The 25363-nt window shown below is 64.9% G+C and carries 23 protein-coding genes; 10 read left to right on the plus strand and 13 right to left on the minus strand.

Going from position 1 to position 25363, the window contains the following annotated elements:
* Positions 1–3: 3 nt before the first annotated feature.
* Together fdhD and ABIB73_RS06955 are read left to right on the plus strand one after the other, a co-directional pair.
* Complete coding sequence (fdhD, locus tag ABIB73_RS06950) at positions 4–831, plus strand: formate dehydrogenase accessory sulfurtransferase FdhD (RefSeq protein ID WP_354222339.1); 828 nt, start codon at positions 4–6, stop codon at positions 829–831.
* Positions 821–1054, plus strand: a complete 234-nt coding sequence (locus ABIB73_RS06955) for a formate dehydrogenase subunit delta (RefSeq protein WP_354222341.1) — start codon at positions 821–823, stop codon at positions 1052–1054. Before fdhD ends, ABIB73_RS06955 begins: the two co-directional genes overlap by 11 nt.
* Here ABIB73_RS06955 and ABIB73_RS06960 read toward each other — a convergent pair.
* The 13 genes from ABIB73_RS06960 to ABIB73_RS07020 form a co-directional block, all read right to left on the minus strand.
* Complete coding sequence (locus tag ABIB73_RS06960; RefSeq protein WP_354222343.1) at positions 1029–3998, minus strand: bifunctional [glutamine synthetase] adenylyltransferase/[glutamine synthetase]-adenylyl-L-tyrosine phosphorylase; 2970 nt, start codon at positions 3996–3998, stop codon at positions 1029–1031. The genes ABIB73_RS06955 and ABIB73_RS06960 overlap by 26 nt on opposite strands.
* Complete coding sequence (locus tag ABIB73_RS06965) at positions 3995–5455, minus strand: sensor histidine kinase (protein WP_354222345.1); 1461 nt, start codon at positions 5453–5455, stop codon at positions 3995–3997. The genes ABIB73_RS06960 and ABIB73_RS06965 overlap by 4 nt, the downstream gene beginning before the upstream one ends.
* Positions 5439–6119, minus strand: a complete 681-nt coding sequence (locus ABIB73_RS06970; RefSeq protein ID WP_354222347.1) for a response regulator transcription factor — start codon at positions 6117–6119, stop codon at positions 5439–5441. Before ABIB73_RS06970 ends, ABIB73_RS06965 begins: the two co-directional genes overlap by 17 nt.
* A 272-nt stretch (positions 6120–6391) precedes the next feature.
* Positions 6392–7966 (minus strand): Do family serine endopeptidase, encoded by a 1575-nt coding sequence (locus ABIB73_RS06975; RefSeq protein WP_354222349.1) that lies wholly within the window; start codon positions 7964–7966, stop codon positions 6392–6394.
* Positions 7967–8179: 213 nt separating this feature from the next.
* The gene (locus ABIB73_RS06980; RefSeq protein WP_354222351.1) at positions 8180–8662 is read right to left on the minus strand and encodes a cytochrome c-type biogenesis protein; all 483 of its coding nucleotides are present in this window, start codon (positions 8660–8662) and stop codon (positions 8180–8182) included.
* Positions 8663–8666: 4 nt separating this feature from the next.
* Complete coding sequence (locus ABIB73_RS06985) at positions 8667–10649, minus strand: heme lyase CcmF/NrfE family subunit (protein ID WP_354222352.1); 1983 nt, start codon at positions 10647–10649, stop codon at positions 8667–8669.
* Positions 10646–11155, minus strand: coding sequence for a cytochrome c maturation protein CcmE (ccmE, locus tag ABIB73_RS06990; protein ID WP_354222354.1), 510 nt, complete (start codon positions 11153–11155; stop codon positions 10646–10648). The genes ABIB73_RS06985 and ccmE overlap by 4 nt, the downstream gene beginning before the upstream one ends.
* A gap of 37 nt (positions 11156–11192) precedes the next feature.
* Positions 11193–12305: a c-type cytochrome biogenesis protein CcmI gene (gene ccmI / locus ABIB73_RS06995; RefSeq protein WP_354222356.1), complete on the minus strand. Its 1113-nt coding sequence runs from the start codon at positions 12303–12305 to the stop codon at positions 11193–11195.
* A 142-nt stretch (positions 12306–12447) separates the two neighbouring features.
* A complete protein-coding gene (locus tag ABIB73_RS07000; protein ID WP_354222357.1) occupies positions 12448–12717 on the minus strand; it encodes a hypothetical protein in 270 nt (89 codons plus the stop codon).
* A gap of 99 nt (positions 12718–12816) precedes the next feature.
* Positions 12817–14220 carry a hypothetical protein gene (locus tag ABIB73_RS07005; protein WP_354222358.1) on the minus strand — a complete coding sequence of 468 codons (1404 nt, stop codon included), beginning with the start codon at positions 14218–14220 and terminating at the stop codon, positions 12817–12819.
* Positions 14221–14381: 161 nt separating this feature from the next.
* Positions 14382–15758, minus strand: a complete 1377-nt coding sequence (locus ABIB73_RS07010) for an ATP-binding protein (RefSeq protein ID WP_354222359.1) — start codon at positions 15756–15758, stop codon at positions 14382–14384.
* 94 nt (positions 15759–15852) lie between these two features.
* Positions 15853–16527: a response regulator transcription factor gene (locus ABIB73_RS07015; RefSeq protein ID WP_354222360.1), complete on the minus strand. Its 675-nt coding sequence runs from the start codon at positions 16525–16527 to the stop codon at positions 15853–15855.
* Between the two features lie 230 nt (positions 16528–16757).
* The gene (locus tag ABIB73_RS07020) at positions 16758–16913 is read right to left on the minus strand and encodes a hypothetical protein (RefSeq protein WP_177195883.1); all 156 of its coding nucleotides are present in this window, start codon (positions 16911–16913) and stop codon (positions 16758–16760) included.
* Positions 16914–17147: 234 nt separating this feature from the next.
* On the opposite strand from ABIB73_RS07020, the gene ku reads away from it, so the two are divergent.
* From ku to ABIB73_RS07060, 8 genes are all read left to right on the plus strand, one after another.
* Positions 17148–18122: a non-homologous end joining protein Ku gene (ku, locus tag ABIB73_RS07025; protein WP_354222361.1), complete on the plus strand. Its 975-nt coding sequence runs from the start codon at positions 17148–17150 to the stop codon at positions 18120–18122.
* A 61-nt stretch (positions 18123–18183) separates the two neighbouring features.
* Positions 18184–18420, plus strand: coding sequence for a ubiquitin family protein (locus tag ABIB73_RS07030; RefSeq protein ID WP_354222362.1), 237 nt, complete (start codon positions 18184–18186; stop codon positions 18418–18420).
* A 191-nt stretch (positions 18421–18611) separates the two neighbouring features.
* Positions 18612–18788, plus strand: a complete 177-nt coding sequence (locus ABIB73_RS07035) for a hypothetical protein (RefSeq protein WP_354222364.1) — start codon at positions 18612–18614, stop codon at positions 18786–18788.
* A gap of 243 nt (positions 18789–19031) precedes the next feature.
* Entirely contained in the window at positions 19032–19196 is a 165-nt protein-coding gene (locus tag ABIB73_RS07040; protein ID WP_354222366.1) for a Flp family type IVb pilin, read from the plus strand.
* Positions 19197–19680: 484 nt separating this feature from the next.
* On the plus strand, positions 19681–20094 hold the full coding sequence (locus tag ABIB73_RS07045) for a hypothetical protein (protein WP_354222368.1): 414 nt from the start codon (positions 19681–19683) through the stop codon (positions 20092–20094).
* A 209-nt stretch (positions 20095–20303) separates the two neighbouring features.
* The gene (locus ABIB73_RS07050; protein ID WP_354222370.1) at positions 20304–20507 is read left to right on the plus strand and encodes a hypothetical protein; all 204 of its coding nucleotides are present in this window, start codon (positions 20304–20306) and stop codon (positions 20505–20507) included.
* A 573-nt stretch (positions 20508–21080) separates the two neighbouring features.
* Entirely contained in the window at positions 21081–22736 is a 1656-nt protein-coding gene (locus ABIB73_RS07055; protein WP_354222587.1) for a thiamine pyrophosphate-requiring protein, read from the plus strand.
* Positions 22737–22843: 107 nt separating this feature from the next.
* Positions 22844–25324, plus strand: a complete 2481-nt coding sequence (locus ABIB73_RS07060; protein WP_354222372.1) for a GAF domain-containing sensor histidine kinase — start codon at positions 22844–22846, stop codon at positions 25322–25324.
* Positions 25325–25363 lie beyond the last annotated feature (39 nt).

Here is a 25363-nt window from a genome sequence, read left to right on the forward strand (position 1 = left end):
GGCATGCACGTGCCGGTCCAGGCCATCGACCGCGAAATCTGGCGCGACGGCGTCGCCTCCGAAGGCACGCGGCTGATCCCCGAGGAGACGCCGCTGGCGCTGACCTATAATGGGGGCACCTACGCCGTCATGATGGGGACGCCGCAGAACCTCGAAGACTTCGCGGTTGGCTTCAGCCTGGACGAAGGCATCGTCAAATCGGTCGATGAAATCCGGTCGCTCGAGGTGGTCCGCCGCGACGAGGGCATCGAGTTGCGGATGTGGCTGACGACAGAAGACGCCGGCCGCATCAGCGAACGCCGTCGCCACATCGCCGGCCCGACCGGCTGCGGCATCTGCGGCATCGACTCGATTGCGGAAGCGGTGCGACCTGCGGCGATCGTCCCGCAGGGGCAGACCTTCACACCCGAGCAGATCATGACGGCGATGCAGGCCATCGCCCCGCTGCAATCGATCAACCGCCAGACCCGCGCCGTTCACGCCGCTGCGTTCTGGTCCCCGGCAGGCGGGATCGTCGCCCTGCGCGAGGACGTCGGCCGCCACAACGCGCTCGACAAACTCGCAGGCTCGCTGGCGCGCAGCCGCACGGATGCCGGCGGCGGCCTGGTGCTGCTGACAAGTCGCGTTTCGGTGGAGATGGTGCAGAAGACGGCCGCGATCGGCGCGCCGGTAATGGTCGCGGTCTCCGCACCGACTGCACTTGCGGTACGTACCGCGGAAGCTGCCGGTATCACGCTGATCGCGGTTGCCCGGCAGGACGGATTCGAAATGTTTGCGCATGGCAGCCGCATCGTCGCGCGCCATGCCACGGAGGTTGCCGATGTCGCCTGACCGCCTGATCTACATGGCCAACCAAATCGGCACGTTCTTCCGCAGCCAGGGCCACGACAAGGCCGTTCCGGGGATCGCCGAGCACATCAAGAAATTCTGGGATCCCCGGATGAAGCGCGCGATCTTCGCTCATCTCGACGCCGGCGGCGCAGGGCTTGAGCCGAACGTGCTCGAAGCCCTCACGTCGCTGAAGCAGGCTATTTCCCTGCCAGAAGCGCGCTGAACACGCGCCGCACCTCGCCCTGCGTTTCCTTCACACGCGCCTCCAGCGAGGAGAAGTCCGGCGCATCGCCGGCGCGCGCCATCACGCGTTGAAGGTCGACGCCCGCGGTTTCCGGCTTGAAGCGATCGCTGACGCAGAGTCGCAGGATCTGCGTCAGATCGTGATAGAGCCGCGCCGCCGCGCGCAGGATCTCCACCTCCGACTGCGGGAGCACGCCGAGCTTCGCGGCGTTCTCCAGCACCTGCACCGTGCTGACATCGAGGATCGCGGGCTTGTCGTGGGCATGCACGAGCTGGAGATATTGCGCAATGAAATCGATATCGACCATGCCGCCGGCGGCATATTTGAGATCCCAATAGTCGGTCTCGCCCTTCTCCTGCGCGATGGCGCGGCGCATGTCGGCGACGTCATTGGCGGTGATCGCGGGATCGCGACGGCGGGTCAGGACCTCGCGGATGATGCGTTCGATCCGGCCACGGAATTCGGACGAAGCCGACACCACGCGCGCACGCGTCAGGGCCATGTGCTCCCAGGTCCAGGCTTCGTTGGCCTGGTAGTCGGCGAAGGAGGTAAGGCTTGACGCCACCGGTCCGGCACGTCCCGACGGACGCAGCCGCATGTCGATCTCATAGAGCACGCCGTAATTGGTGCGCGTGGTGAAGGCGCTGATCAGACGCTGGGTGAAGCGGGCGAAATAATGCGCGCCCTGGAGCGATTTCGGCCCGTCGGAGTCCGGGTTCTCGCTGTCGAAATCGTAGAGCAGGATCAGGTCGAGATCGGACGAGGCCGTCATCTCGCGGCCGCCGAGTCGGCCCATGGCGATGATCGCGGTCTCCTGCCCGTTGATGCGGCCGTGCTGGGCCGCGAAGCGGTCGGCGACGAGGCCGTGCACGGTATGGACGATGCCTTCGGCGACATCGGCAAAGGCCGTGCTCGCGTGCTGCGCCGAGACGGTACCAGAGAGAATGCGCGTGCCGATCAGGAACAGGCTCTCCTGCCCGAACAGGCGCAAACGGTCGAGGAATTCCTCGTAGGAGCCCGCGTCCTGCACCGTGGCCGCGAGCCGCGCCGACAGTTCCTGCCTGTCCGGCATCGCACCGAAGAAGCGCGGATCGATCAGGCCGTCCATGAGCTGCGGCTTCCGCGCCAGCATCTCGCCGAGCCGCGGTGCGGCCCCCAGGACCAGCGCCACGAGCGCGACGAGATCGCGGTTCTGGCCGAGCAGCGTGATCAGCCGACCGCCACGTTGAAGCGCGCTAAGGAAATGATCGAACGCCACGACCGCGCGGTCCGGCTCCTCGGCATGCGCGAGGCCGTCGATCAGAGACGGCACGAACTCGACGAAAGCGCTGCGCGTCTGGTCGTTGCGGAGCACGCGGTAGTCGCCGGTGATCCAGTCGCGCACGGTCTGCGCGACGGCGGCGGGTTTCTTGAAGCCGAGCGTCGTCAGGTGCTGGAGTAATCGCGGATCCTCGGGACCAGCGCGGTAGTCGATCGCCGGCAGACTTGCCGTTCCGGTCGGGTCATCGCCCTCGAACAGTTTTTCGTAATGGCCCTGGACGATTTCGAGCTGGTGCAGCAGGTCGCGCGCAAACGCCTCGCGATCCGCATAGCCGAAGAACCAGGCGAAGCGTTCGACCGACGCCTTGTCGTCGGGAAGCGCATGGGTCTGCTCGTCGGCAATCATCTGGAGACGATGCTCGACCCGGCGCAGGAATTCATAGGCCTTGGTCAGTTCGTCGCGCGCCGCGGGGGTAATCCAGTTGCTTGCGGCGAGAACGTCGAGCGCGGCAAGCGTCGGCCGCACCCGCAATTCCGGATGGCGGCCGCCGGCGATCAGCTGCTGGGTCTGTGCAAAGAACTCGATCTCGCGGATACCGCCGCGGCCGACCTTGACGTTGTGGCCTTCGACCGCGATCTCGCTCTGACCGCGATAGGTCTGCATCTGCCGCTTCATGTCGTGGACGTCGGCGAGCGCGGCGAAGTCGAGATGCTTGCGCCAGACGAAGGGAGAGATTTCGGCGAGCAGCGCCTCGCCTGCCCGGGAATCGCCGCCGCAGGCGCGCGCCTTGATCATCGCGGCGCGCTCCCAGGTGCGCCCTTCCCGCTCGTAGTAATGCAGCGCCGCGTCTCGTGAGATCGCCACTTGAGTCGAGGACGGATCGGGGCGCAGCCGCAGATCGACGCGGAAGACGTAGCCGTCATAGGTGCGCTGCTGGAGGATACGCGCCATCCCCTGCGTCACCCGGACGAAGAAAGGCTGCGGCTCGATATCCGGCGCAAGCGTCGTGGCATCGGGATCGAAGAACACGATGAGATCGATGTCGCTGGAATAGTTCAGCTCGCCCGCGCCCATCTTGCCCATCGCGAGCACGATCAGACCGCAGCCCACCTCCGGCGCCTCGGGATCGTGCGGCAAAAGCTTGCCGCGTGCGGCTTCCTGCCGCAGCAGGTACTGGAGCGCCGCCTGCACCGAGGACACTGCGACGTCGGTCAGCGCCGCCGTCACCCGCATCACCGGCCAGACCGCGCCGATATCGCACAACGCGATCAGGAGCGCGGCTTCCGCCTTCATGCGGCGAAGCAGCCGCATCACCTCGGCTTCGTCGGGTGCAGCAAGCACCGCGCCCCTCGTCTCATCGATCAGCGCGGCCAGATGCGCATCCGGACCGCTTTCGAGCAGCCGGATCAAGCGCGGCGGATCGGCGCGCACCAGATCGAACAGGTAGGGCGAGAATTCCGCGATGCCGGTGAGGATATTCCGGGCGAAGGGATGAACCAGCAGGGCTTCAAGACGGGCCGAATGTGCCGGCTCGAGCTCGGCCAGCCAATTTTCATAGCGTCGTTCGTCGGTTGTGGAAGCGGCAATATGGGGAGCCTCCGCGAAGCGCGCGGCCAGGCTCTCACCATGCTTGTCCGCGTTTCCCGGCGCGGAGTGGTTCATGCCACCTTCTGTGGCACATCCTGCATCGGAGGAGCAACCCTGTCGCCGGCACCCGCGCGCACCGGCAGCACCAGCGTGGCGACGAGGCCGGGCTGGGCGTCGCCGAGCCGCAATTCTCCGCCATGTAGCGTGGCAACCGCGGAGGCGAGGCTGAGACCGAGGCCGGAGCCCGGCAGCGTGCGGCTCGCTTCGAGCCGGACGAATCGCTCGACGACATGCTTGCGGTCGCCTTCGGGGATCCCAGGGCCGCGATCCGAAACGCTGAGCAACACCTGATCGCCCTCGCGCTTCGCTTCGATCGTGATCTGGCGGCTGTCCATGCTGACCACGGTTCCCGCCGCCTGTGCCGCCGGCTTGCCGTATTTGATGGCGTTCTCAACCAGATTGGCGAGCGCCTGGCTGATCAATTCGCGGTTGCCGTGAAGCGGCGCGGCCTGCGTCTTGACCCTCAGGGTCATGCCGTCGTCTTCGGCCAGCGGCTCATAGAGCTCGTGGATGCCGTTGGCGACCTCGGCGGCGTCGAAATCATCCATGTTGCCGCGCGCCTGTCCGGACTCCGCGCGTGCGATCATCAAGAGCGCGTTGAAAGTGCGGATCAGCCCGTCGGATTCCTCGATGGTCCGTTCCAGCGCCGCGCGGTAATCGGCCTCGCCGCCCGACTTCGCCAGCGCCTCCTCGGCACGGTTGCGCAAGCGCGTCAGCGGCGTCTTGAGGTCGTGGGCAATGTTGTCGGAGACCTCCTTCAATCCCGCCATCAGCGCCTCGATCCGTTCCAGCATGGCATTGAGATTCTCGGCGAGGCGGTCGAGCTCGTCGCCGCTGCGCCCAACGGGCAGGCGCTCGCTGAGATCGCCGGTCATGATGCGATGCGCGGTGCCGGACATCGCGTCGATGCGCGTCAACACCCTGCGCGCGACGAAGACACCGCCGCCAAGGCCGAGCACGACGACGATCAGGATCGACCATTGCGCCGCCTTGGCCACGATGCCGAACAGACGCCGCCGCTCGTCGAGGTCGCGGCCGATCAGGAGACGGAAGCCGTTCTCCAATTCGGTGACGCGCACCAGCGCACGATGGTCGCGGTTATCCGCGTCCTCGATGCGCTTGTAGGCCGTCTCCGACCAGCCCCGCGTCGCCATTACGCCTGGCGCCAGCGAGCCGACATTGCCTGCAATCGCCTGGCCGGTCGGCGTGGTCACGAGGTAGAGGTTCGCACCGGGCCGCAGCGCCCGATACTCGATCGCGCGCACGAGGCCGACCAGGCCGCGGCGGCCGTAGATCTCGCTGATCTCCGAGGTCTCGGCATTCACCGTCTGCGTGATCTCTTCGGTGATCAGCCGCCGCGTATTCCAGGCGAAATAGCCGAGCAGCGAGGCCGCGAAGATCGCAAACAGGAACAGGTAGACCAGCGTCAGCCGGAATGCCGTGGTGCGGACGAGTTTACCGAATGCCGTCACGGATCATGTACCCGGCGCCGCGGATCGTGTGCAGCAGCGGCCGCTCAAAGCCCTTGTCGATCTTGGAGCGCAGCCGCGAAATGTGCACGTCGATCACGTTGGTCTGCGGATCGAAATGATAGTCCCAGACGTTCTCCAGCAGCATGGTGCGCGTCACCACCTGGCCGGCATGCTTCATCAAATATTCGAGCAGGCGGAATTCGCGCGGCTGGAGCGTCAGCTCGTCCTTGCCACGGGCGACGCGATGGGAGAGCCGGTCGAGCTCGAGATCACCGACACGATAGAGCGTATCCTCGGCCGGCCCGCCGCGGCGGCGTGACAGCACCTCGACGCGGGCCAAGAGTTCGGCAAACGAATAGGGCTTTGGCAGATAGTCGTCGCCGCCGGCGCGCAGGCCCTTGATGCGGTCGTCGACCTGCCCGAGTGCCGAAAGAATCAGCACCGGCGTCGATTCGCCCTTGTCACGCAGGGCGCCGATCAGCGACAGGCCGTCGCGCTTGGGCAGCATGCGGTCGACCACCAGCACATCGTAATCACCGTTCTCGGCCATGGCGAGGCCTTCCTCGCCGTCGCTGGCGTGGTCGGCCATGTGTCCGACTTCGCGAAACGCCTTCACGAGATAGTCGGCGGATTCGCGGTCGTCTTCGATGATGAGGAGGCGCATCGTGCGTTCGGCGGCGGTCAAGGAGGTCAACCTTCTCTAAACATGGCGCGAGCGGCAATCGCATGCAAGCCGAGTGAGGGACTCTGGCGTCGAGAAAAAGGCGGGCGGTGAAGCTGGGGGGACCTCACCGCCCTAGGCCTTCCGACGGAGGGGGGCGTAATTCCACCGGAAGGTAGGCTGGGGAAGCGACGTTACGCTGCTTCCCCGAAAGGCGTCGACGGCGGGGGCGACTGATGCCGGCGACACCCTTCATTTCGTAAGCCTCCTGAGGCTCAGCCCTTGGCGAGGGGCACGGCGACGAAGCGCGACTGGCCGCCGCTCTTCACGCGCATCAGGACGCTGTTCTTGTTGTCGGTCCGCGCCGTATTGATCGCATCGCGGACATCGCCGGCAGTGCTCACGCTCTTGCCGCCGACTTCGAGAATCACGTCGCCCTCCTTGAAGCCGCGTTCGGCCGCAGCACTCTTTGGGTCGACTTCGGTGACCACCACGCCGTCCTTGCCGGCGCCGGCCACGGAGTTCGCGGGCGCAACCGTCATGCCGAGCTTGGGCACATCGGTGCCGCGGGTCGCGCCCTTGCCGCTGTCGTTATCGGTGTCGGCCTTGGCCTCGACCGTGCTCGGCAGCTGGCCCAGGGTGAGGTTCACGACCTTGTCCTGGCCCTTGTGCAGCACGTTGAGCTTCACGGTCGCGCCGGGCGCCATGCCGCCGATGGTGCGGGCGAGTTCGCGGGCGTCCCTGACAGACTCGCCATTCACCGACGTGATCACGTCGCCGGACTCGATACCGGCCTTCGCCGCCGGACCGTTCGCCTGCGGCTCCGCCACCAGCGCACCTTCGGCCTTCTTCATGCCGAGGCTGTCGGCGATGTCAGAGGTCACTGGCTGGATCTGCACGCCGATCCAACCGCGGCTGACCGAGCCCTTGTCCTTGAGCTGGGCGACCACGCTCTTCACGGTGTTCGCAGGAATCGAGAACGCGATGCCGACGCTGCCACCCGAGGGCGAGTAGATCGCGGTGTTGACGCCCATCACCTCGCCGTCGGTGTTGAAGGCCGGACCGCCGGAATTGCCCTTGTTCACGGGCGCGTCGATCTGGATGAAATCATCATACGGGCCGTTGCCAATGTCGCGGCCGCTCGCCGAGACAATGCCGGCCGTCACGGTGCCACCGAGTCCGAAGGGATTGCCGACCGCGAGGACCCAGTCGCCGATCCGCGGCTTGCCGTCGGCAAGCTTGGCGAACGGGAAGTTCGAGCTGCCCTCGACCTTGATCAAGGCGAGGTCGGTGCGCTGGTCGGTGCCGATCACCTTGGCGCTGTAGGTCTTGCCGTCGTCGGTCGTGACCTCGACCTTGTCGGCGCCGTCGACCACGTGGTTGTTGGTCACGGCGAAGCCGTCGGCCGAGATGAAGAAGCCGGAGCCCTGGCCCTGCACGACGCGGCCACGACCACCCTTCTGGCCCGGGAATCCATCCGGCCCACCGAAGCGGCGGAAGAAGCGCTCCATCGGCGAGCCCGGCTGGAACGGCGAGGAGTCGTCGCCGTCGTCATTGGCCGCAGCCTTTTCCTTGATGTTGACCTTCACCGAGATCACCGAAGGCTTCACGCGCTCGACAATATCGGCGAAGCCGATCGGGCGCTCGACCTTGCGGACCTCGTTGTTGACCTGCGCCTGCGCCGGGCTGGAGAACAGGTCGCCAGGCGAGGTCGACGGGCTGAAGCCGTGGACGGCAATACCGAGACCGGCGACGACCGAAGCCATCAGCGCGATCTTGCGGGCGGAGAACACCGACCGGCGAGGCTGCCGGTAGGAGGGAAGGTTCGTGAGATCGGGACGGTCGGTCATGCAGAGGTCTCCAGGGCCTTGAAATCCATTTGGTGCCGGATGGCAGCACCTTACGAATCTGAAGATGGGGACTTTCGCCTTACCGCGCGCTGGCTGCGGGGTTAAACTTTGGTAATGAAGGGACAACTCGGATGCGGCAGTTTATCGCAGCCGAAAGTCGTGGTCTGCGAGGAACTTAATGGGGTTCCCGCAAAACCTCCCTCGGCCCTTCTGCTAACGCGAGGCCGCATCGTCGGACATCAATGTGGCGAGCCGCGCCTCTTCGTCAGACGTGAGTGGAGGTGCCGGGACGTCTGCACCACTCCGCGAGCGGCGACGGATTTGCATCCACAGCGCCAGTCCGCCGCCGGCGAGCAGCAGCGGCGCGAGCAGCCACAACAGCATGGTCTGCCGCTCGAAGCGCGGCTTCAGCAGCACGAACTCGCCGTAGCGCGCGACCAGGAAGTCGAGCACCTGCGAATTGCTGTCGCCGGCTGCGATGCGTTCCCGCACCAGCAGCCGCAGGTCGCGCGCGAGCGGCGCGTCGGAATCGTCGATCGACTGGTTCTGGCAGACCATGCAGCGCAGCTCGCGCGACAAGTCGCGCGCGCGCGCCTCCTTCACGGGATCCGACATGATCTCGTCGGGCTGCACGGCGTGGGCCGCTGGTGAGGCCAGCAGCATGAGCGCAACAACCGCGACCATCATCCGGCGCATCAGATCACTCCGCCGGTTGCAGGCGTTGCTTGGCGCGCGCGGGCTTCGGCGCGCCGACCCGCAAGCGTCGGTCCGAGAGCGACAGCATGCCGCCGAAAGCCATCAGCACCGGGCCCCACCAGATCAGGAGCACCAGCGGCTTGTGATAGATGCGCACGGCGATGGCGCCCTCGGCAGTAACGTCGCCAAGCGAGATGTAGAGCTGGCTGGCGCCGCGCGTCAAAAGCGCAGCCTCCGTGGTCGAAGAGCCGCGGGTGGTGAAGCTTCGTTTGGACGGCGTCATGACGCTGAGAGCTTCGCCGTCCCGGCTGATGTTGAACTGGGCAATCATCTCGCGATAGTTCGGCCCTCCTCGATCAAGCAGGCCGTCGAGCTTCAGATCATAGCCGGCGACGTGCGCAACGTCGTTCGGCTTCATCGTCGCGATGTATTCGGTGTTCCAGGTGGTTTCGCAGACGATCCCGATCAGCGCGATACCGAGGCCGGCATGCGCAAACACCGTGCCCCATGCCGAGCGCGGCAGGCCGCGCGCCCGGTGCAGCGTCGTCGCGAACGGCAGGCGAAACAGGCCGATCCGTTCGGCAAGATCCGTCGCGGCACCGGCGATGACGAAGACTCCAAGCCCGATCGCCAATGGCGCCAGCGCACTGCCACCGCGCGTCCAGGCCCAGACAATGGCGATCACAACGAGCCCGGCAACGCCGGCCGCGAGCAGGCGCTGGGTGACGCCGAGCAGATCGCCCCGCTTCCACGCCAGCATCGGCCCGAACGGCACGGCGAGCAGCAGCAGCACGAACAGCGGGACGAAGCTGAGATTGTAGAACGGTGCCCCGACCGACATCTTGAAGTCGGTCAGCACCTCCATCGCCAGCGGATAGAGCGTGCCGAACAGCACGACCGCGCAAGCCACCGTGAGCAGCAGATTGTTCAGCACCAGCGCGCCTTCGCGCGAGATCGGTGCGAACAGGCCGCCCTGCTTCAACGAGGTGGCGCGCCCCGCGAACAGCGACAGGCTGCCGCCGATGAACAGGCAGAGGATCAGGAGAATGAACACGCCGCGGGTCGGGTCATTTGCGAAAGCATGCACGGAGGTGATGACGCCCGAACGCACCAGGAAGGTGCCGAGCAGCGACAGCGAGAAGGTCAGGATCGACAGCAGGATGGTCCAGACCTTCAGCGCATTGCGCTTCTCCATCACCAGCGCCGAATGCAGCAGCGCGGTGCCGGCAAGCCATGGCATCAGCGAGGCGTTCTCGACGGGATCCCAGAACCACCAGCCGCCCCAGCCGAGCTCGTAATAGGCCCAGTAGGAGCCCATGGCGATGCCAAGGGTCAGGAAGATCCAGGCGACCAGCGTCCAGGGCCGCACCCAGCGCGCCCAGGCGGCATCGATCCGGCCCTCGATCAGCGCGGCGATCGCGAAGGAGAACGAGATCGAGAAGCCGACATAGCCGAGATAGAGCATCGGCGGATGCACGGCGAGACCGATGTCCTGAAGCACCGGGTTGAGATCGCGCCCCTCGATCGGCGGATTGACGATGCGCAGGAACGGGTTCGAGGTCATCAGGATGAAGAGATAGAAGGCGCTGGCGATCCAGGCCTGCACCGCGAGCACATGCGCCCGCAGCAACAGCGGCAGATTGTTGCCGAACGCTGCGACCAGCCCGCCGAACAGCGCCAGGATCGACACCCACAGCAGCATCGAGCCTTCATGGTTTCCCCACACGCCGGTGATCTTGTAGATCAAGGGCTTCATGGAGTGGGAATTCTCGTAGACATTGGCGACGGAGAAATCCGAGGTCACATGCAACGTGACGAGCGCTACAAACGACGCGCCGACGAACAGCAGCTGCGCCAGCGCGGTCGAGCGTGCCACGTTCATCAGCGCGGCATCGCGCAAGCGTGCACCTATCAGCGGCACGAAGGACTGGATCAGCGCCAGCGCGAGCGCCAGCACCAGCGCATAATGTCCGGCTTCCGCAATCACCGCACCGCTCCCTGCGAATCGCCCTGCGCAGTCGTCGCCGCAGGCTTGACGCTATCAGAAGCCTTGGCGCCGTAATCGTCCTTCCAGTGCCCCTGCTTCTTCAGGGCGTCGGCGACGTCCTTGGGCATGTAGGTCTCGTCGTGCTTGGCGAGCACGGTGTCGGCCTTGAACACGCCATTGGCGTCGAGCGCGCCTTCGGCGACGACACCCTGCCCTTCGCGAAAAAGATCGGGCAAAATGCCCTTGTAGGCGACCGGAAGTTTGGCGCCGCCGTCGGCGACTTCGAACGTCACCGCGAGATTGTCGCCGCGCTGAAGCGAGCCCGGCTGCACCAGGCCGCCGAGACGAAATCGCTTGCCGGGCTGGACGTGCTTCTCGGCGACCATGGTCGGGGTCGAGAAGAACACGATGGAGTCGCGAAGCGCGTTGAGCACCAGCGCGGCTGCGAGCGCGAGCACGGCAAGCGAGCCGCCGATGATGGTCATACGTCGCTGCTTGCGCGTCATGGCGTATCCGTTCTCCGCTCGCCTCGTCCGAACATCGTCATCCGTCGAGCCCGAGAGTCTTGAGACCTTCGTTGAGCTGCCGCAGCCGCTCGGCGTCGTTGGCGACCGCCTGACGGGCGTCGGTCGAGGCGCCCCTCGCCTTGTCGCGCTCGCCCATCACAAGATAAGCGCGCACCAGGCGCAGCCAACCATCGACATCGTCGCCGTTCTGCTTCAACCTTGTGGCCAGCCGTTCGACCATGCCACGGATCATCGTGCCGCGATCGCCCTCGCTCATGTCCTTGGAAGCTGCGATCGTGTCATCCGACAGCGCCGGCATCGTACCGCCGCCACCGACCCGCGCCAGCGAGGATTGTATCAGAGGACGCCATGACGCATCCGCCGGCGCCTTCGCAAGCAGCGTGCGCCAGATATTGGCCGCGTCATCCTTGCGGCCGTCCTGCTCGGCAGCAAGCCCGAGGAAGTAGTTCGCCTTGGGATCATCGGCGTTCAGCGCATGCGCGCGTTCGAACTCGGCCTTGGCTTCCGCCGTCACGACACCGCTCGCAGCAGCCATGATCGCCTCGCCGAGATCGGACCTGCGCTCCGCGCTCTCGCCATTGTAGGTGAGCGCGTTGCGATAGGCGCGGACCGCGTCGTCGAACCGGCCGAGCCGTTCCAGCACCGGGGCGAGCACGTTCCAGCCGCGACCGTCAGTCGGATTCTTTTCCAGATGTTGCTCGACCTGCACGACGAGATTTTCGAGCGACTGCGCCATACCGGACCCGGACCCGCGCTCCCGCTGTGCCAGCGGGAAGTCGCGAAGCGTGGGCGAGCCGAGCGGAACGTAAATCGCAATTGCCGTCAGAGGCAGGCCGACGAGTGTCAGTACGGCAGCCGCGCGGCGCCATTTGAGGCTAGACTTCGGCGCCAGTGCGGGCTCGCTGCCGGCGGCTGCGAGCAGCCTGCGGCTGATCTCGACGCGTGCGGCCTCGGCTTCGGGCGCCGCGATCAGCCCGGCGGCAAGATCGCGCTCGATCTCGGCCAACTGGTCCTTGTAGACCACGACCTCGCTGCCTTGATTTTCTGCGCCTGCGCCACGGCCGAGCGGCCAGAGCACGGCGAATATCGCCGCGACCGTCATCAGCGCGAACACGAACCATAGCGTCATCTGGCAAGCTTCCGGCAGCGCGCGAACCGCGCCAAGAGTGGCTTTATCACGTGGCTTTACACCACGGCCGGACAAGGCGGCAATTGACAATTGTCAATTCGGCGCGAGCGGAACAATCCCGAAATAGTGACAATCCAACGGCTTAGCCGATCTCGAAGTCGGCGCTCTGGGCGGCGTCCTCGCCGCGCCCGTTGAGGGCCTTCAGGAAGTACGTTCCTGGCTTGATTGCATCCGGCAGCCTGATGCGCACCGCCCCGACCGGAACCGGTGACGCAATCCTGGTTGCTGTTTCAGGCAATTGCTGGCCGCTGGCCTTCTCGACCAGCACCACCTTCGCACTGACCATCAGTCTCTGATATTTCGCAACAATGATGCGGTTCTCAATTTCAACGAAGCTGATAAGTGGTTTCATGCGCGCACAAATAGAAATTCCCCGGACTTGCACGAGACCGTAGGGCGCACAATTGGCAGCGTCAACTATAAATTGTGGTAACAAATAGATGCGCCTGGATTAGCTTGCGCGGGTCGATTTGCGCTCGCCCGTCGCCGCGTTTTCCGCGGCGCGGCTCATCAACGAGGCGTAGTCGTCGCCGAACAGCACCTCGCAGAAGCGGATCGCGGCCTGAACCTGCTGCTGCCGATAGGTGCGGACCTTGTGATCGGCGGCGCGCAGCGACTGCACCAGCGATTCTGTCGACCGTTCCACATATTGCTGGAGGTCGGAATACGTGCGCAGCGTCACCTCGTTGATCGCGAGCTCGCTGGCATAATTGCGGCAGGTCGCGACGAAATCGATCAGCGCCACGGTCTCCTCCACTTCGGTGCTGTCGATCCGCGCTCCCGGTGGAATATCCTTCTCCGCGCGCTGGCGCAGGATGCGGCGAACGCGGCCGGGAACGCTGTCGATCTCCGATTGCAGCGCATTGGAGATATCGGCGCGGATCGAGGTGAGCTGCTTGCCCCAGGCTGAATCGTTGCGCAGGTCGAGCTCAGTGCGCAGGCCGCGCACGCCGTCGTGTAGCGCCTTCAGATTGTCGGCGATGGTGTCGAAGCGGCCGCGCTTGATATCCATGCGCAAATTGGCGGCAACGCAGGACAGGTCGTGCAGCGCCATCGTGACTGCAACGCCATAGGGCGTTGCCGCGACGCGGATCTCGTCGTCGGACGCGGCGATCTTGATGGCGAGGCGAATGATCTGCCACGGCGCGGTCATGCGCTGGACCACCACCGACAACGCGAAGGGCAGCATCTGCGGCGTCTGGAGCACCGGGATGTTGAGCGCGGCCGTCACCGCGGCGATCTGGGGTTCACCGAACACGCGGAGGAAGCGCGGCAGCTTTTCGTTGAGCGTGCCGATGGCCTCGCGAACCCCAAGGACCGCTCCGATCGAATAGAGATCCTCGATCACGTTGGGCGGGCCGACTCGGGCGAGCGCGCGCGACTTGTCGCCGCCGCCCGGCCCCGTCAGCTCGAAGATGGCGTTCGCGGCCACCGCCTGGAGCTTCTGGGCCAGGGCTTCGACCTGCCCGGCACTGTCGGCGGCAGGCAGACGCGCCAGCGCCGCTTCGAGCTCATTCAGCTTGTCCGGGGCACCGTCGCGGCCGAGCCATTGCCAGATCGGATGCAGCGAGGAACGACGAATCTGTCCGACCCGGACCGGGGCGCCGGCCTCGACAAGGAACGGCTCCAGCACCTGGAACAGCAGCCGCGACAGATCGTCGGTACGTGGCGGCGGGGCTTCGTCGGCCTCGGTCTTGCGCACGATCTTGCGCAGCTGATCGAGCACCAGGGTCGCCACGGCCGTGTCCTGGCCGCGCTCAAGCGCGCGCTCGAACTCCCGCATCAGCAGCGCCTGCGACTGCGGCGGGAGCTGCGCGAGATATTCTCTCAGCCGCTCGATCGATGTCTGGCTCATACGCCCGGATAATGCACGGTAAGGTGGCGGACGTGGGATGCGTCCGGGCGCGATCATAGGGGCGCGCGCCTTAAGAAGCCGTTGAGGAAGTTGCGCCGAATACCCCCGATTTTGTCCGGACCGACGCCGGCCAGGGCAAAAATGCGTGTCGGAACAGAGGATTATATTCCAGGCAGCACCAACTCGGCCCGCAAGCCCCCGATCGGCGCGCGGCCGAGCGAGAGGCTGCCGCCATAGAGTGCGGCGAGGTCGACCACGATGGAGAGGCCGAGCCCCGATCCGGGCTTTGACTCGTCGAGCCGCTGGCCGCGCCGGGAGACCTGGGCGCGCTCGGCCTCCGACAGGCCCCGTCCATCGTCATCGACGAGGACCCGCAGGCGCGGGCCCGCGCCCGCCCGCTGCGGCGCCTCGACCAGGACTTCGATGAAGACGCGCGAGGCCGCCCATTTGCAGGCATTGTCGACGAGATTGCCAACCATCTCCTCCAGATCCTGGCGCTCGCCACGGAATTTTGCAGACGGATCGGCCTTGACCTCGACGATGATGCCGCGGTCGCGATGGATCTTCTCCATAGTCCGCCGCAGCGCCTCGATGGCGGGCGCAACGTCCGTGACGGTCGCGACAACAGAGACCCTTGCCGCGATACGCGCGCGCTCCAGATGATGGGCGACCTGATCGCGCATCACGTCCGCCTGCTCCATGACCTTGACCGCGAACGGATCGGCGGCATGCACGCCGGCCTCGTTGACGATGACCGACAGCGGCGTCTTGATCGCATGCGCGAGATTGCCGACATGAGTGCGCGCGCGCTCGACGATCTCGCGATTGGCGTCGATCAGCGCGTTGGTCTCGCGCGCCAAAGGCGCAATCTCGACCGGGAATTCACCCTCCAGCCGCTCCGCCCGCCCCGAGCGAATGTCGGCGATGGATTCCGAGATGCGCTTGAGCGGCGCGAGGCCGAATCGGACCTGGAACACCGTGGTCAGCAGCAGCACGATGCCGAGCGCGGTGAAGGTGCCGCCGAGGTAGTAATCGAAGCTCCGCGTCTCGTCGAAGATCTCGGTGTCGTCACCGGCGACGCTGACGAGATATTTGCCATCGGCGCCGAGATCGACCGGCCGCTCTACCATGCGGAGATTCTGCCCCTCCGGCCCGTCGACATAGGCAAGCCGGATGCCGGCGGCGGTGAGCTCGGTGCCCTGCTCCTCCAGCTTCGGCAGCTTCTTGTCCCAGAGCGAGCGCGACGAGCGCACCTCCGGCTTTTCGGTGTCGGTGCGAGTGATCTGCCAGTACCAGCCGGACAGCGGCAGCTCGAACAAGGGCTCGCCGAGCGACTGGAACTGGCGGTCCGGCGGCTCGTCGGGGGTCGCAACCTCCGCAATCAGCGTGCGAAGATAGAGATTGAGCCGGCGGTCGAAGGCGCGTTCGGTGGCGTTCTTGTAGACCGACGACAGCACGACCCCGGTGATGGCCAGGATCACCACGAGCCACGCGGTCGCCGACAGGAACAGTCGGTTGGCAAGCGAGCTAGCGGCCATCGGAGGGGTCCCGGCAGGCGCAGGATGGCAGGTCGTCGGACGTCATGACCCGACCAAGGCCCCCTGTCCGGCTGCCCGTCAAGCCCCCAACTCTTCAGGCGCCGGGCGCGGCCGGCGGGGTCAGAAGATAGCCGAGCCCGCGGACGGTCTGGATGATGTCGACGTCGAGCTTCTTGCGGATGCGGCCGACAAAGACCTCGATGGTATTGGAGTCGCGGTCAAAATCCTGGTCGTAGAGATGCTCGACCAGCTCGGTTCGGGACACGACGCGCCCCGAATGGTGCATCAGATAGGCCAGAAGCCGATATTCGTGCGAGGTCATCTTCACGGGATTGCCGGACACGCTGACCCGGCCGGTCCTGGTGTCGAGCGTGACCGGGCCGCAGCTCAACTCGCTCTGGGCGTGCCCGGTCGAGCGGCGCAGCAGCGCGCGGATGCGCGCCAGCACCTCCTCCAGATGGAAGGGCTTTGCGACGTAGTCGTCGGCGCCGGCATCGAACCCCTGCACCTTGTCGCTCCAGCGGTCGCGCGCGGTCAGGATCAGGACCGGCATGGTGCGGCCGTTGCGGCGCCAGGCTTCCAGAACCGAGATGCCGTCCCTCTTCGGCAGGCCGATGTCGAGCACCACGGCGTCATAGGGCTCGTTGTCGCCGAGATAATGCCCCTCCTCTCCGTCGAAGGCGCGATCGACGACGTAACCGGCGTCGGTCAGCGCCTTGGTGAGCTGGCGATTGAGATCAGGGTCGTCCTCAACAACGAGCAGGCGCACGCTTCTCTCCAACGATAGGCTGCATCAATGACAGCCTCAGATGATCAACTCCGGCGTGAACTGAGTATGAACGCGGGGAACCGGCAGACGTTACTTTTTAGTCATATACGACTTGTTCGCGGCCGACGCGACTGCACCCGCCAGGCCACCGGACGAGCCGGCGGCGTAGCGGGCGCAATGTGCCGCGTTACACGGCGAGTCGGAAGGTCCGACCGGTTTTGGGATGGCCGTCAGGTCCGGAAGAACACGAACCAGATGACGGCGAGGATCAGGATCGCGAGCCCGGTCGAGATGGCGAGCAGCGCGGCCACCGACGGCCCAGGTTCGCCCTGGCGTGCCTCGGTCGCAGTTTCGACGATCTGATGCTCGTCTCGCGTGGTTGCCATGGTGACCTCAATCTCTGGCCGTCGCCGCCGATTGCCGCGACCTCTCGCAGCCTTGTATCCCGGTGCAACGCCCGATCGGATATGATGTTCCGGCGATTGCTGTTGGCTCAGGCAGCAACCCCACGCCCAGCGGCCGGTTAACGCAGTTGCAAGATTCCGCATCCCCCCTTGCTATGATTCGTTGTTCCCCGATGGTATCCTTGTCAGCTGTCCCCGTTGCGTTTGGAGTAGCCCATGGCCCCCCGTGCCAATTGGAAGGGTTTTTTGCGCCTCTCGCTCGTGACCTGCCCGGTCGCGCTGTATCCGGCCACGTCGGATACCGAGAAGGTCTCGTTCAACCAGATCAACCGCAAGACCGGCCACCGGATCAAATATCTCAAGGTCGACGCCGAGACCGGTGACGAGGTGACCTCCGAGGACATCGTCAAGGGCTACAAGGTGGACACCGACACCTATATCGAGGTCAGCAAGGACGAGCTCGACGACATCGCCCTCGACTCGACCCACACGATCGACATCGACGAATTCGTGCCGAAGACCGACATCGACAACCGCTATCTGATCCGCCCCTACTACCTCGTGCCGGACGGCAAGGTCGGCCACGACGCCTATGCGGTGATCCGCGAGACCATCCGCACCATGAACAAGGTCGCGATCGGCCGCGTGGTGCTGACCAACCGCGAGCACATCATCGCGCTCGAGCCGCTCGAGAGCGGCCTGATGGGCACGCTGCTGCGCTATCCCTACGAGGTGCGCAGCGAGACCGAATATTTTGACGACATCCAGGACGTGAAGCTGACGAAGGACATGCTCGACCTCGCAAAACACATCGTCGAGAAGAAGTCCGGCGCGTTCGAGCCCGAGCTGTTCGAGGACCACTACGAGACCGCGCTGATCGACCTCATCAACAAGAAGCGCTCGGGCGCGCCGATCGCAGCGAAGGCTGCGCCGAAGGCCGGCGGCAACGTCATCAACCTAATGGACGCGCTGAAGAAGAGCCTCGCCGGCGAGAAGGAGGCGGCGCCCGCGGCGAAGGTCGCCAAAGAGACCGTCAAGGGCAAGAAGCCGAAGAAGCGCGTCGAAGGCCAGCGTGAGATGCTGCTGCCGATCGCCGGCAAGGGCGGCAAGGATGCAGCAGCCAGGGAAGCGGCACCGAAGAAGGCCGACAAGCCGGTGCGCGCAACGGCACGGACGAAGAAGGCCGGCTAGCAGCAGCATCACATCTGCGATCGCGTCGTGATGTCTCCCCTCGCGGATCGGGCGGCCTGACATGCCCTGGTCGACGCCGTTCGACGACCCGATTGCGCTCGGCGGCGGACGCAGGCTGCGCACGCTGCAAGAAGCCGCCGACTACATCATGCAGCTGCCCGAAGCCGAGCAGCAGGACGCGCGCTGGCAAACTGCGATCGAGACCCTGATCAACGCGGCGGAGGGCGGCGGCGGTTGGGTGCTGTTTGCCCGCATCGGCATGTTGCGGGCGCTGAACGCCGACGGCCGGCGCGATTGAGAGAGATGGTCGGCAGGCTTGCCGATCGGTTGAAAAACAGCCTCAACAATCCGTTAAGCGGCCCGGTCGCTTGCAGCACGACCGCGCCATCCTACCGCACCCGAGTATTCCTACGGGGCACAAAATTAATCGTCGATTCCCCTTGCGCGCACCATGGTCCGGCCATCGATTGAGCCAGGGTTCGCACGACCGTGCAGCAGCAGAACGCCAGAAAGAACTACATCGGCATCGTGAGCGACACGACCGAGGACGAGCGCGTCGGCGACACGGCGGTGCGGTCGCGCGTGATGGGGTATCTGGTCGATCGCCTCGCAAAAGTGCTGAAACGTCGACGCGAGCCTGCGCCAGGACGCACCATCACGCCTTGAGAGGCGAACGCCGGGACAAAGCCGTCTTGATGCCCTTCACGCCCCGCGATGTCCCGGGACCCTGCGGAGTTGAGTCCATTTGGATTGGATAATGAAACCTTGGTTTAACGGCTGTTACTTTAAAAGACAGCAAGCAAGGTCAGCCGAGCCTGCACTTTTGATGCGCGCAAAAGCCTAGTCGATCAATTTATCACTTTGATAACGCCGCGAGCCTACATTGATCCGGATGAAGAGGAGTTGGCGATGACATTGCTCAGGTCTTTTTTTGCCGATGAGAATGGCACTACCGCGATCGAGTATGGCCTGATCGCCGCCGGTATCGCGCTCGCCATCGTTACGGTTGTGACCAACACGGGCAGCGTCCTCCTCAGCAACAAGTTCGCCTCGATCAGCGCGGCCACGAAGTAACGGTCCTGCCCGGCTCTCCACCATCTCGTCATTGCGCGCAATGACGGCTGTGGGCAACGAGCTCCTCTTTCAACTGACACTCCAATTTGCGGGCACACACTCGCTATCTCGCGGCAGCTTTCGCCCGAGTTGTGCTGGCTCCTGCCCTCCTCTCGAAAGGAGGGCGCAGGGAAGGCCGGGCGCCGGCTGGCACCCGAAGTCCCGTGTGCGAAGGATACGCGCTCGGGTGCACCACAGGTGACGCCGGGACATCCCGGCCTTCCCTGCGCGGATGGTTTTAACGGTGTCCTTCGTGCTCTCCCCGGGGAGCGATGACTATTGCCCCCGTCGCCATGCAGATGGCTGATGCGCGTGCCCGGGCTACGGCGCCCGCTCCCCATTTCCGTCAACTTTGATCGCCATGTGAGTCCTGATATTTTCAGTAAGAGCGCGGCTCGGAGAGCCATGCTATCAATCGTTGAACCAAAGCTGTTGAAGGATGCCGATGAAAAGCGCGACGCTCCTGGCTCTCAGCTTCGTGTTGGTTGGCGTCTGGTCGCAGGACAGCGCGAGAGGGCAGACTTCGGTCGCGCCGCCGGTTTCGCTGGCTCCGCCCAAAGCATCTCCGCCACAAGCGGGCGCCAAAAATTCCCCGGCAGCGTCTGACAGTGTGTCGTCGACACCGGCGACCAGCGGACAGCCAGCGTTGCCGAATCCTGCCGCCGACTACGATGGCTTTAGCGTCGGCACCGTCGAAGACAATGACACACCAGATCAGCCGACGCGACCCATGAGGTCACACGCAGCAAAGGGCTCCAAGCCCAATCTGGATACGAACGGCACCACGGCGCAGCAATCGATCGATCAAGAAGACGAGGCGTTGAAACGTAAGCTGACGATCTGCAAAAGCTGCAAGTAGGAAGCTACGGCACCGAAGCGCTGATGCAATGGCTGGCAGGTCCTAGCTGCTGGACGCTCGCGCTGCATACCTGCCTACCGCCGCGCTCGCGCCTCGCCCTGCTGGACAACCTCACGACGAGATCGACCGTGACGGCTGGCGGCATTGATGCGGCCGCAGCAAGATCACCTGTAATCTGCTTCACACGCAAACGCGCCGAGTAGCGCTAGATGAAAGCAGGCGCCGCCGCCGCGCGGCCTGTTTCGGAGCTGGCGATGATGGCTGCACTGGCAAAGGCAATATCCCGCGCGACAAGAACCGACGTTGACGTCGAAACCCTGAAAGTGCTCATCATTTTCTCTGGAGCGGGCTTACTGCTCTCCCTTGTGGCCGCAATGATCTACGGACAGGCTCTGAGCGCCGTCTTGTCTTGAATTCCCGCACATTAGCCACGCTCGCCGCGGTTCGCCTTGTCCGAGCCGGGCCGCGCGCTCGTCATTGCCGGATGCCTCGGGTGTGACGATGAATTCGCTCGCGAACCCGTGAAGAGACTTCGTCAACCGCACGGAACGAAACAATCGAGCTTGGAATTGAAGCCTCTTTCCAGCGGCCACGAAATCACGGCAACACATCGCCCAGCTATCGTTGTTGGTGTTCTGGTTGGGAGAGGCAACAATGCGGTCGCATCAGGCTTTCGTCGCTCCAGCAATCATTCTCTGTTGCTCGCTGTTGAGCATCGCCACCCTGGTGATGGTCGGAGCGTGGTGAAGTCAGGTTAAACGTCCATGCGCGAAGAATTCACATCGCTCGCTTTTCTGGCCGTAACCGTGGCCGGCGTCGCGTTACTGGGATCTGGTCTGCTCGCACTGGTTCTGGCGGGATAGGCCGGACGGCCCTCTGTGCGGCTGCACGCTCGCGCTGCATAGCTGCCCTCTGCGTGAGAAGCGGCGCTTTACCCTCCCGTAAATTCCTGATCCTCTCTCCCCTAATCGGCCGGAGCAACCGGCCTGCCCAGGGAGAGAGACGCCATGAAGCTCGGCACCGCGATTGCGGAAATCATGAGGCGCGAGGGGATCGAGATCCTCTGCGGCTATCCCGTCAACCACCTGATCGAGCACGCGGCCAAGGCCGAGATCCGCCCGGTGATGGTCCGCCAGGAGCGCGTCGGGATCCACATGGCGGATGCGATCTCGCGCGTAACGTCCGGACGCACGATCGGCGCGTTCTGCATGCAGCATGGGCCCGGCGCGGAGAACGCGATGGGCGGTGTCGCGCAGTGCTTTGGCGAATCCGTGCCCGTGCTGGTGCTGCCAATGGGCTATCAGCGCCGGCTGTCGCATATCGAGCCGAACTTCAATTCCAGCGAGGTGATGAAGGCGTTTTCGAAATCATCGGAGCCGATCATCCTCGCCGCGGAAGTCGCCAACATCTTCCGCCGCGCCTTCACCAAGCTGAAGAACGGCCGCGGCGGACCGGTGATCGTCGAGATTCCCTCCGACATGTGGAACGAGGAGGTGCCGGAACCCCTCAACTACACCCCGGTGCTGCGCACCCGCTACGGCGCCGATCCCGTGCATGTGAAGGAGGCAGCCAGCCTTCTCGTCAACGCCAAACGCCCGGTGATCTATGCCGGCCAGGGCGTGCATTACGCGCAGGCCTGGCCGCAGCTGAAACGGCTCGCCGAGCGGCTGGCGATTCCGGTCACCACCAGCCTGGGCGGCAAATCGTCGTTCCCGGAGACGCATCCGCTCTCGCTCGGCTCCGGCGGCCTCGCCGTGCCGCGTGCGGTGCCGAAATTCCTCACTGAAGCCGACGTCATCTTCGGCATCGGCTGCTCCTTCACCGAGACCAGTTTTGGCATCGCGATGCCGAAGGGCAAAACCATCATCCACTCCACGCTCGATCCGAACCATCTCAACAAGGATGTGGAAGCCAAGATCGGGCTGGTCGGCGACGCCGGCCTCGTGCTCGACGCGCTGATCGAGGAGATCGGCAAGACCGTCACTGCGGATCGCGATGCATCGGCGGTCGCAGCCGAGATCGCGGCCTCGCACAAGGAATGGCTCGCAAAGTGGAGGCCGAAACTCTCCAGCAATGACGCGCCGCTGAACCCCTATCGCGTGCTCTGGGACCTCCAGCACACCGTCGACATCCGCAACACCATCATCACGCATGATGCCGGCAGCCCGCGCGACCAACTCTCGCCGTTCTGGAAGGCGATCGAGCCCCTCTCCTATCTCGGCTGGGGCAAGACGACGCAGCTCGGTTATGGCCTCGGGCTGGCGATGGGCGCCAAGCTCGCAAAGCCCGACAAGCTCTGCATCAATGTCTGGGGCGATGCGGCGATCGGCTTTACGGGCATGGATTTCGAGACCGCGGTGCGCGAACGCATCCCGATCATGTCGATCCTGCTCAACAATTTCTCGATGGCGATCGAATTGAAGGTGATGCCGATCTCGACCGAAAAATATCGCTCGACCGACATCTCCGGCGACTATGCCGCCATGGCGCGCGCCTTCGGCGGCTACGGCGAGCGGGTGACCAAGCCCGAGGACATTGTGCCGGCGATCAGGCGCGGCATTCAGAAGACGCAGGAAGGCGTGCCGGTGCTGCTCGAGTTCATCACTAGCAAGGAGACGGAGGTGTCGCGGCCGGGCACGTGAGCCGGGCCGGGTCCCGGCGACAAGGCCGCGGGCGCTGGCTCCGGCCGCAGGAGATGTGATAATCCGGCTCAGTGCCGCGCGCATGGCGGCATTGAGCCGGATTGCGAATGACCACTTCCACCAACGATGTCGCCGGGATCGACGAACTTGGACGGCAATTGCAGTCGGCCGCGGCCGAGAACGCGCGGCTGCGCGATCGCCAAAGCGCCAGCGCCGAGATCCTGCGCACCATCGCCGCCTCCCCCTCCGATGCCCGGCCGGTGTTCGAGGCCATCGCGTCGAGCTCGAAGCGCATGCTCGGGGGCTTCTCTGCCACCGTGCTCCAGTTCATCGGCGATGAGCTGCACCTCGTGGCGTTTACGCCGACGAGCCCGGATGGAGACGAAGGGCTGAAGGCGTCGTTTCCCCGGCGCATCGAGGATTTTCCGACCTTTGCCCTCGTTCGCGGCGGCGAGACGATCCAGTTTCCGGACAGCGAGGCCGACGACGTTCCCGCGCTGAACCGCGACCTTGCGCGGCTGCGCGGTTTCCGCAGCGTGCTGTTCATACCGCTGATGAACCAGGGCACGCCGGTCGGCATGATCAGCGTCACGCGCGCCGAGCCCGGCGCGTTTGAGCCGGATCTCGTGCAGTTGCTCCAGACCTTCGCCGACCAGGCCGTGATCGCGATCGAGAATGCGCGGCTGTTCAATGAGACGCGCGAGGCGCTGGAGCGCCAGACTGCCACGGCGGACATCCTGAAGGTGATGGCGGCCTCGCCCTCCGACGTGCAGCCGGTGTTCGACGCCATCGCCGACAAGGCCAACCGCCTGATCGGCGGCTTTTCCACCGCGGTGCTGCGCTACATCGACGGCGCCGCGCATCTTGCGGCCTTCACGCCGGGCGATCCGGCCGGCGACCGCGTGCTGCAAGCCTCGTTCCCTGTGCCGTTCGCGCAGTTCCCAGCCTACCGGCTCGTGGCCGATGGCACGGCGGTGCAGCTGCCCGACACCGAGCTGGAGCCCGCGGCGCGGGACATCGCGCGCGCCCGCGGCTTCCGCAGCATGCTGTTCACGCCGCTGATGAGCGAGGGCGAGGCCATCGGCGTCATCATCGCCACGCGGCGGCCGACCGGCGCCTTCGGCGAGCATCATGTGCGGCTGTTGCAGACCTTCGCCGACCAGGCCGTGATCGCGATCAAGAATGTCAGCCTGTTCAACGCGACCAGGGAGGCGCTGGAGCGGCAGACCGCGACCGCCGAGGTGCTCAAGGTCATCAGCCGTTCGGCATTCGATCTTCAGGCCGTGCTCGATACGCTGGTGGAATCGGCGGCACGGTTGTGCGAAGCCGACATGGCCGCCATTACCCGGCGAAGCGGTGAGGTCTATTACCGGGCCGGTTCATTCGGCTTTCCGCGTGAGTTCGCCGATTACGTCAAGGATATTCCGGTCAAGCCCGAACGGCGCACCATCACAGGGAGAACCCTGCTCGAGGGACGGATCGTCCACGTGCACGACGTGCTCGCCGATCCGGAGTATCATTTCGAGGGTCAGCAGCTCAGTGGCAATCCTCGCACCTTTCTCGGCGTGCCCCTGCTGCGCGAGGGCATGCCGATCGGCGCCCTGACTTTGACCCGATCCATCGTACGGCCGTTCAGCGACAGTCAGATCGGGCTCCTCTCGACCTTCGCCGACCAGGCCGTGATCGCCATCGAGAATGCGCGGCTGTTCGACGAGGTCCAGGCGCGCACGCGCGAACTGTCGAAATCCCTCGACGATCTGCGCACCGCCCAGGACCGCCTGGTGCAAACCGAAAAGCTTGCTTCGCTCGGCCAGCTCACCGCAGGCATCGCGCATGAAATCAAGAACCCGCTCAACTTCGTCAACAATTTTGCTTCGCTCTCCGCCGAGCTGACGGGCGAACTGAACGAGGTGCTCGCGCCTGTCCCGCTCGCGGACGATGTCCGCGCGGAGGTCGACGAGCTGACGGGACTCTTGAAGGACAATCTGGCGAAGGTCGTGCAGCACGGAAGGCGCGCCGATTCCATCGTCAAGAACATGCTGCTGCATTCGCGCGAAGGCGGCGGCGAGCATCGGCTGAGCGACATCAACGCGCTGGTCGAGGAGAGCCTCAATCTCGCTTATCACGGCGCGCGCGCCGAGAAGCCGCAGTTCGACGTCACGCTCGAACGCGACCTCGATCCGGCAGCCGGTTCCGCCGAGGTGTTTCCGCAGGAGATCTCCCGGGTGCTCTTGAACCTGATCGCGAACGGCTTCCATGCGGTGACCAAGCGCCAGACCGACAGCGGCGCCGCCAATTACGAGCCGGTGGTGATCGCCGCGACCCGCGACCGCGGCGACAGCGTCGAGATCCGCATTCGCGACAACGGCACCGGCATTCCGGACGAAGTGAAGGGAAAGATGTTCAATCCGTTCTTCACCACCAAGCCGGCCGGCGAAGGTACCGGCCTCGGGTTGTCGATGAGCCACGACATTATCGTGAAGCAGCACGGCGGCACGATCGACGTCGATACACGTCCCGGCGAGTTCACCGAGTTCACGGTCCGATTGCCGCGCAAGAGCAGCTTTTCAGACAGCAACAAGGGATAGCATCACCGGGGGGATGCCTTGAAGTATCTCGCGTGGTTC

The organism is Bradyrhizobium sp. F1.4.3, from assembly GCF_040548375.1.
Lineage (GTDB): Bacteria > Pseudomonadota > Alphaproteobacteria > Rhizobiales > Xanthobacteraceae > Bradyrhizobium.

What these genes read in the sequence shown, in the direction of transcription:
- fdhD (WP_354222339.1), top strand. Translation starts at nt 4, where the DNA reads ATGCACGTGCCGGTCCAGGCCATCGACCGCGAAATCTGGCGCGACGGC.
- ABIB73_RS06955 (WP_354222341.1), top strand. Translation starts at nt 821, where the DNA reads ATGTCGCCTGACCGCCTGATCTACATGGCCAACCAAATCGGCACGTTC.
- ABIB73_RS06960 (WP_354222343.1), bottom strand. Translation starts at nt 3,998, where the DNA reads ATGAACCACTCCGCGCCGGGAAACGCGGACAAGCATGGTGAGAGCCTG.
- ABIB73_RS06970 (WP_354222347.1), bottom strand. Translation starts at nt 6,119, where the DNA reads ATGCGCCTCCTCATCATCGAAGACGACCGCGAATCCGCCGACTATCTC.
- ABIB73_RS06975 (WP_354222349.1), bottom strand. Translation starts at nt 7,966, where the DNA reads ATGACCGACCGTCCCGATCTCACGAACCTTCCCTCCTACCGGCAGCCT.
- ABIB73_RS06980 (WP_354222351.1), bottom strand. Translation starts at nt 8,662, where the DNA reads ATGCGCCGGATGATGGTCGCGGTTGTTGCGCTCATGCTGCTGGCCTCA.
- ccmE (WP_354222354.1), bottom strand. Translation starts at nt 11,155, where the DNA reads ATGACGCGCAAGCAGCGACGTATGACCATCATCGGCGGCTCGCTTGCC.
- ccmI (WP_354222356.1), bottom strand. Translation starts at nt 12,305, where the DNA reads ATGACGCTATGGTTCGTGTTCGCGCTGATGACGGTCGCGGCGATATTC.
- ABIB73_RS07000 (WP_354222357.1), bottom strand. Translation starts at nt 12,717, where the DNA reads ATGAAACCACTTATCAGCTTCGTTGAAATTGAGAACCGCATCATTGTT.
- ABIB73_RS07005 (WP_354222358.1), bottom strand. Translation starts at nt 14,220, where the DNA reads ATGAGCCAGACATCGATCGAGCGGCTGAGAGAATATCTCGCGCAGCTC.
- ABIB73_RS07010 (WP_354222359.1), bottom strand. Translation starts at nt 15,758, where the DNA reads ATGGCCGCTAGCTCGCTTGCCAACCGACTGTTCCTGTCGGCGACCGCG.
- ABIB73_RS07020 (WP_177195883.1), bottom strand. Translation starts at nt 16,913, where the DNA reads ATGGCAACCACGCGAGACGAGCATCAGATCGTCGAAACTGCGACCGAG.
- ku (WP_354222361.1), top strand. Translation starts at nt 17,148, where the DNA reads ATGGCCCCCCGTGCCAATTGGAAGGGTTTTTTGCGCCTCTCGCTCGTG.
- ABIB73_RS07030 (WP_354222362.1), top strand. Translation starts at nt 18,184, where the DNA reads ATGCCCTGGTCGACGCCGTTCGACGACCCGATTGCGCTCGGCGGCGGA.
- ABIB73_RS07040 (WP_354222366.1), top strand. Translation starts at nt 19,032, where the DNA reads ATGACATTGCTCAGGTCTTTTTTTGCCGATGAGAATGGCACTACCGCG.
- ABIB73_RS07045 (WP_354222368.1), top strand. Translation starts at nt 19,681, where the DNA reads ATGAAAAGCGCGACGCTCCTGGCTCTCAGCTTCGTGTTGGTTGGCGTC.
- ABIB73_RS07050 (WP_354222370.1), top strand. Translation starts at nt 20,304, where the DNA reads ATGAAAGCAGGCGCCGCCGCCGCGCGGCCTGTTTCGGAGCTGGCGATG.
- ABIB73_RS07060 (WP_354222372.1), top strand. Translation starts at nt 22,844, where the DNA reads ATGACCACTTCCACCAACGATGTCGCCGGGATCGACGAACTTGGACGG.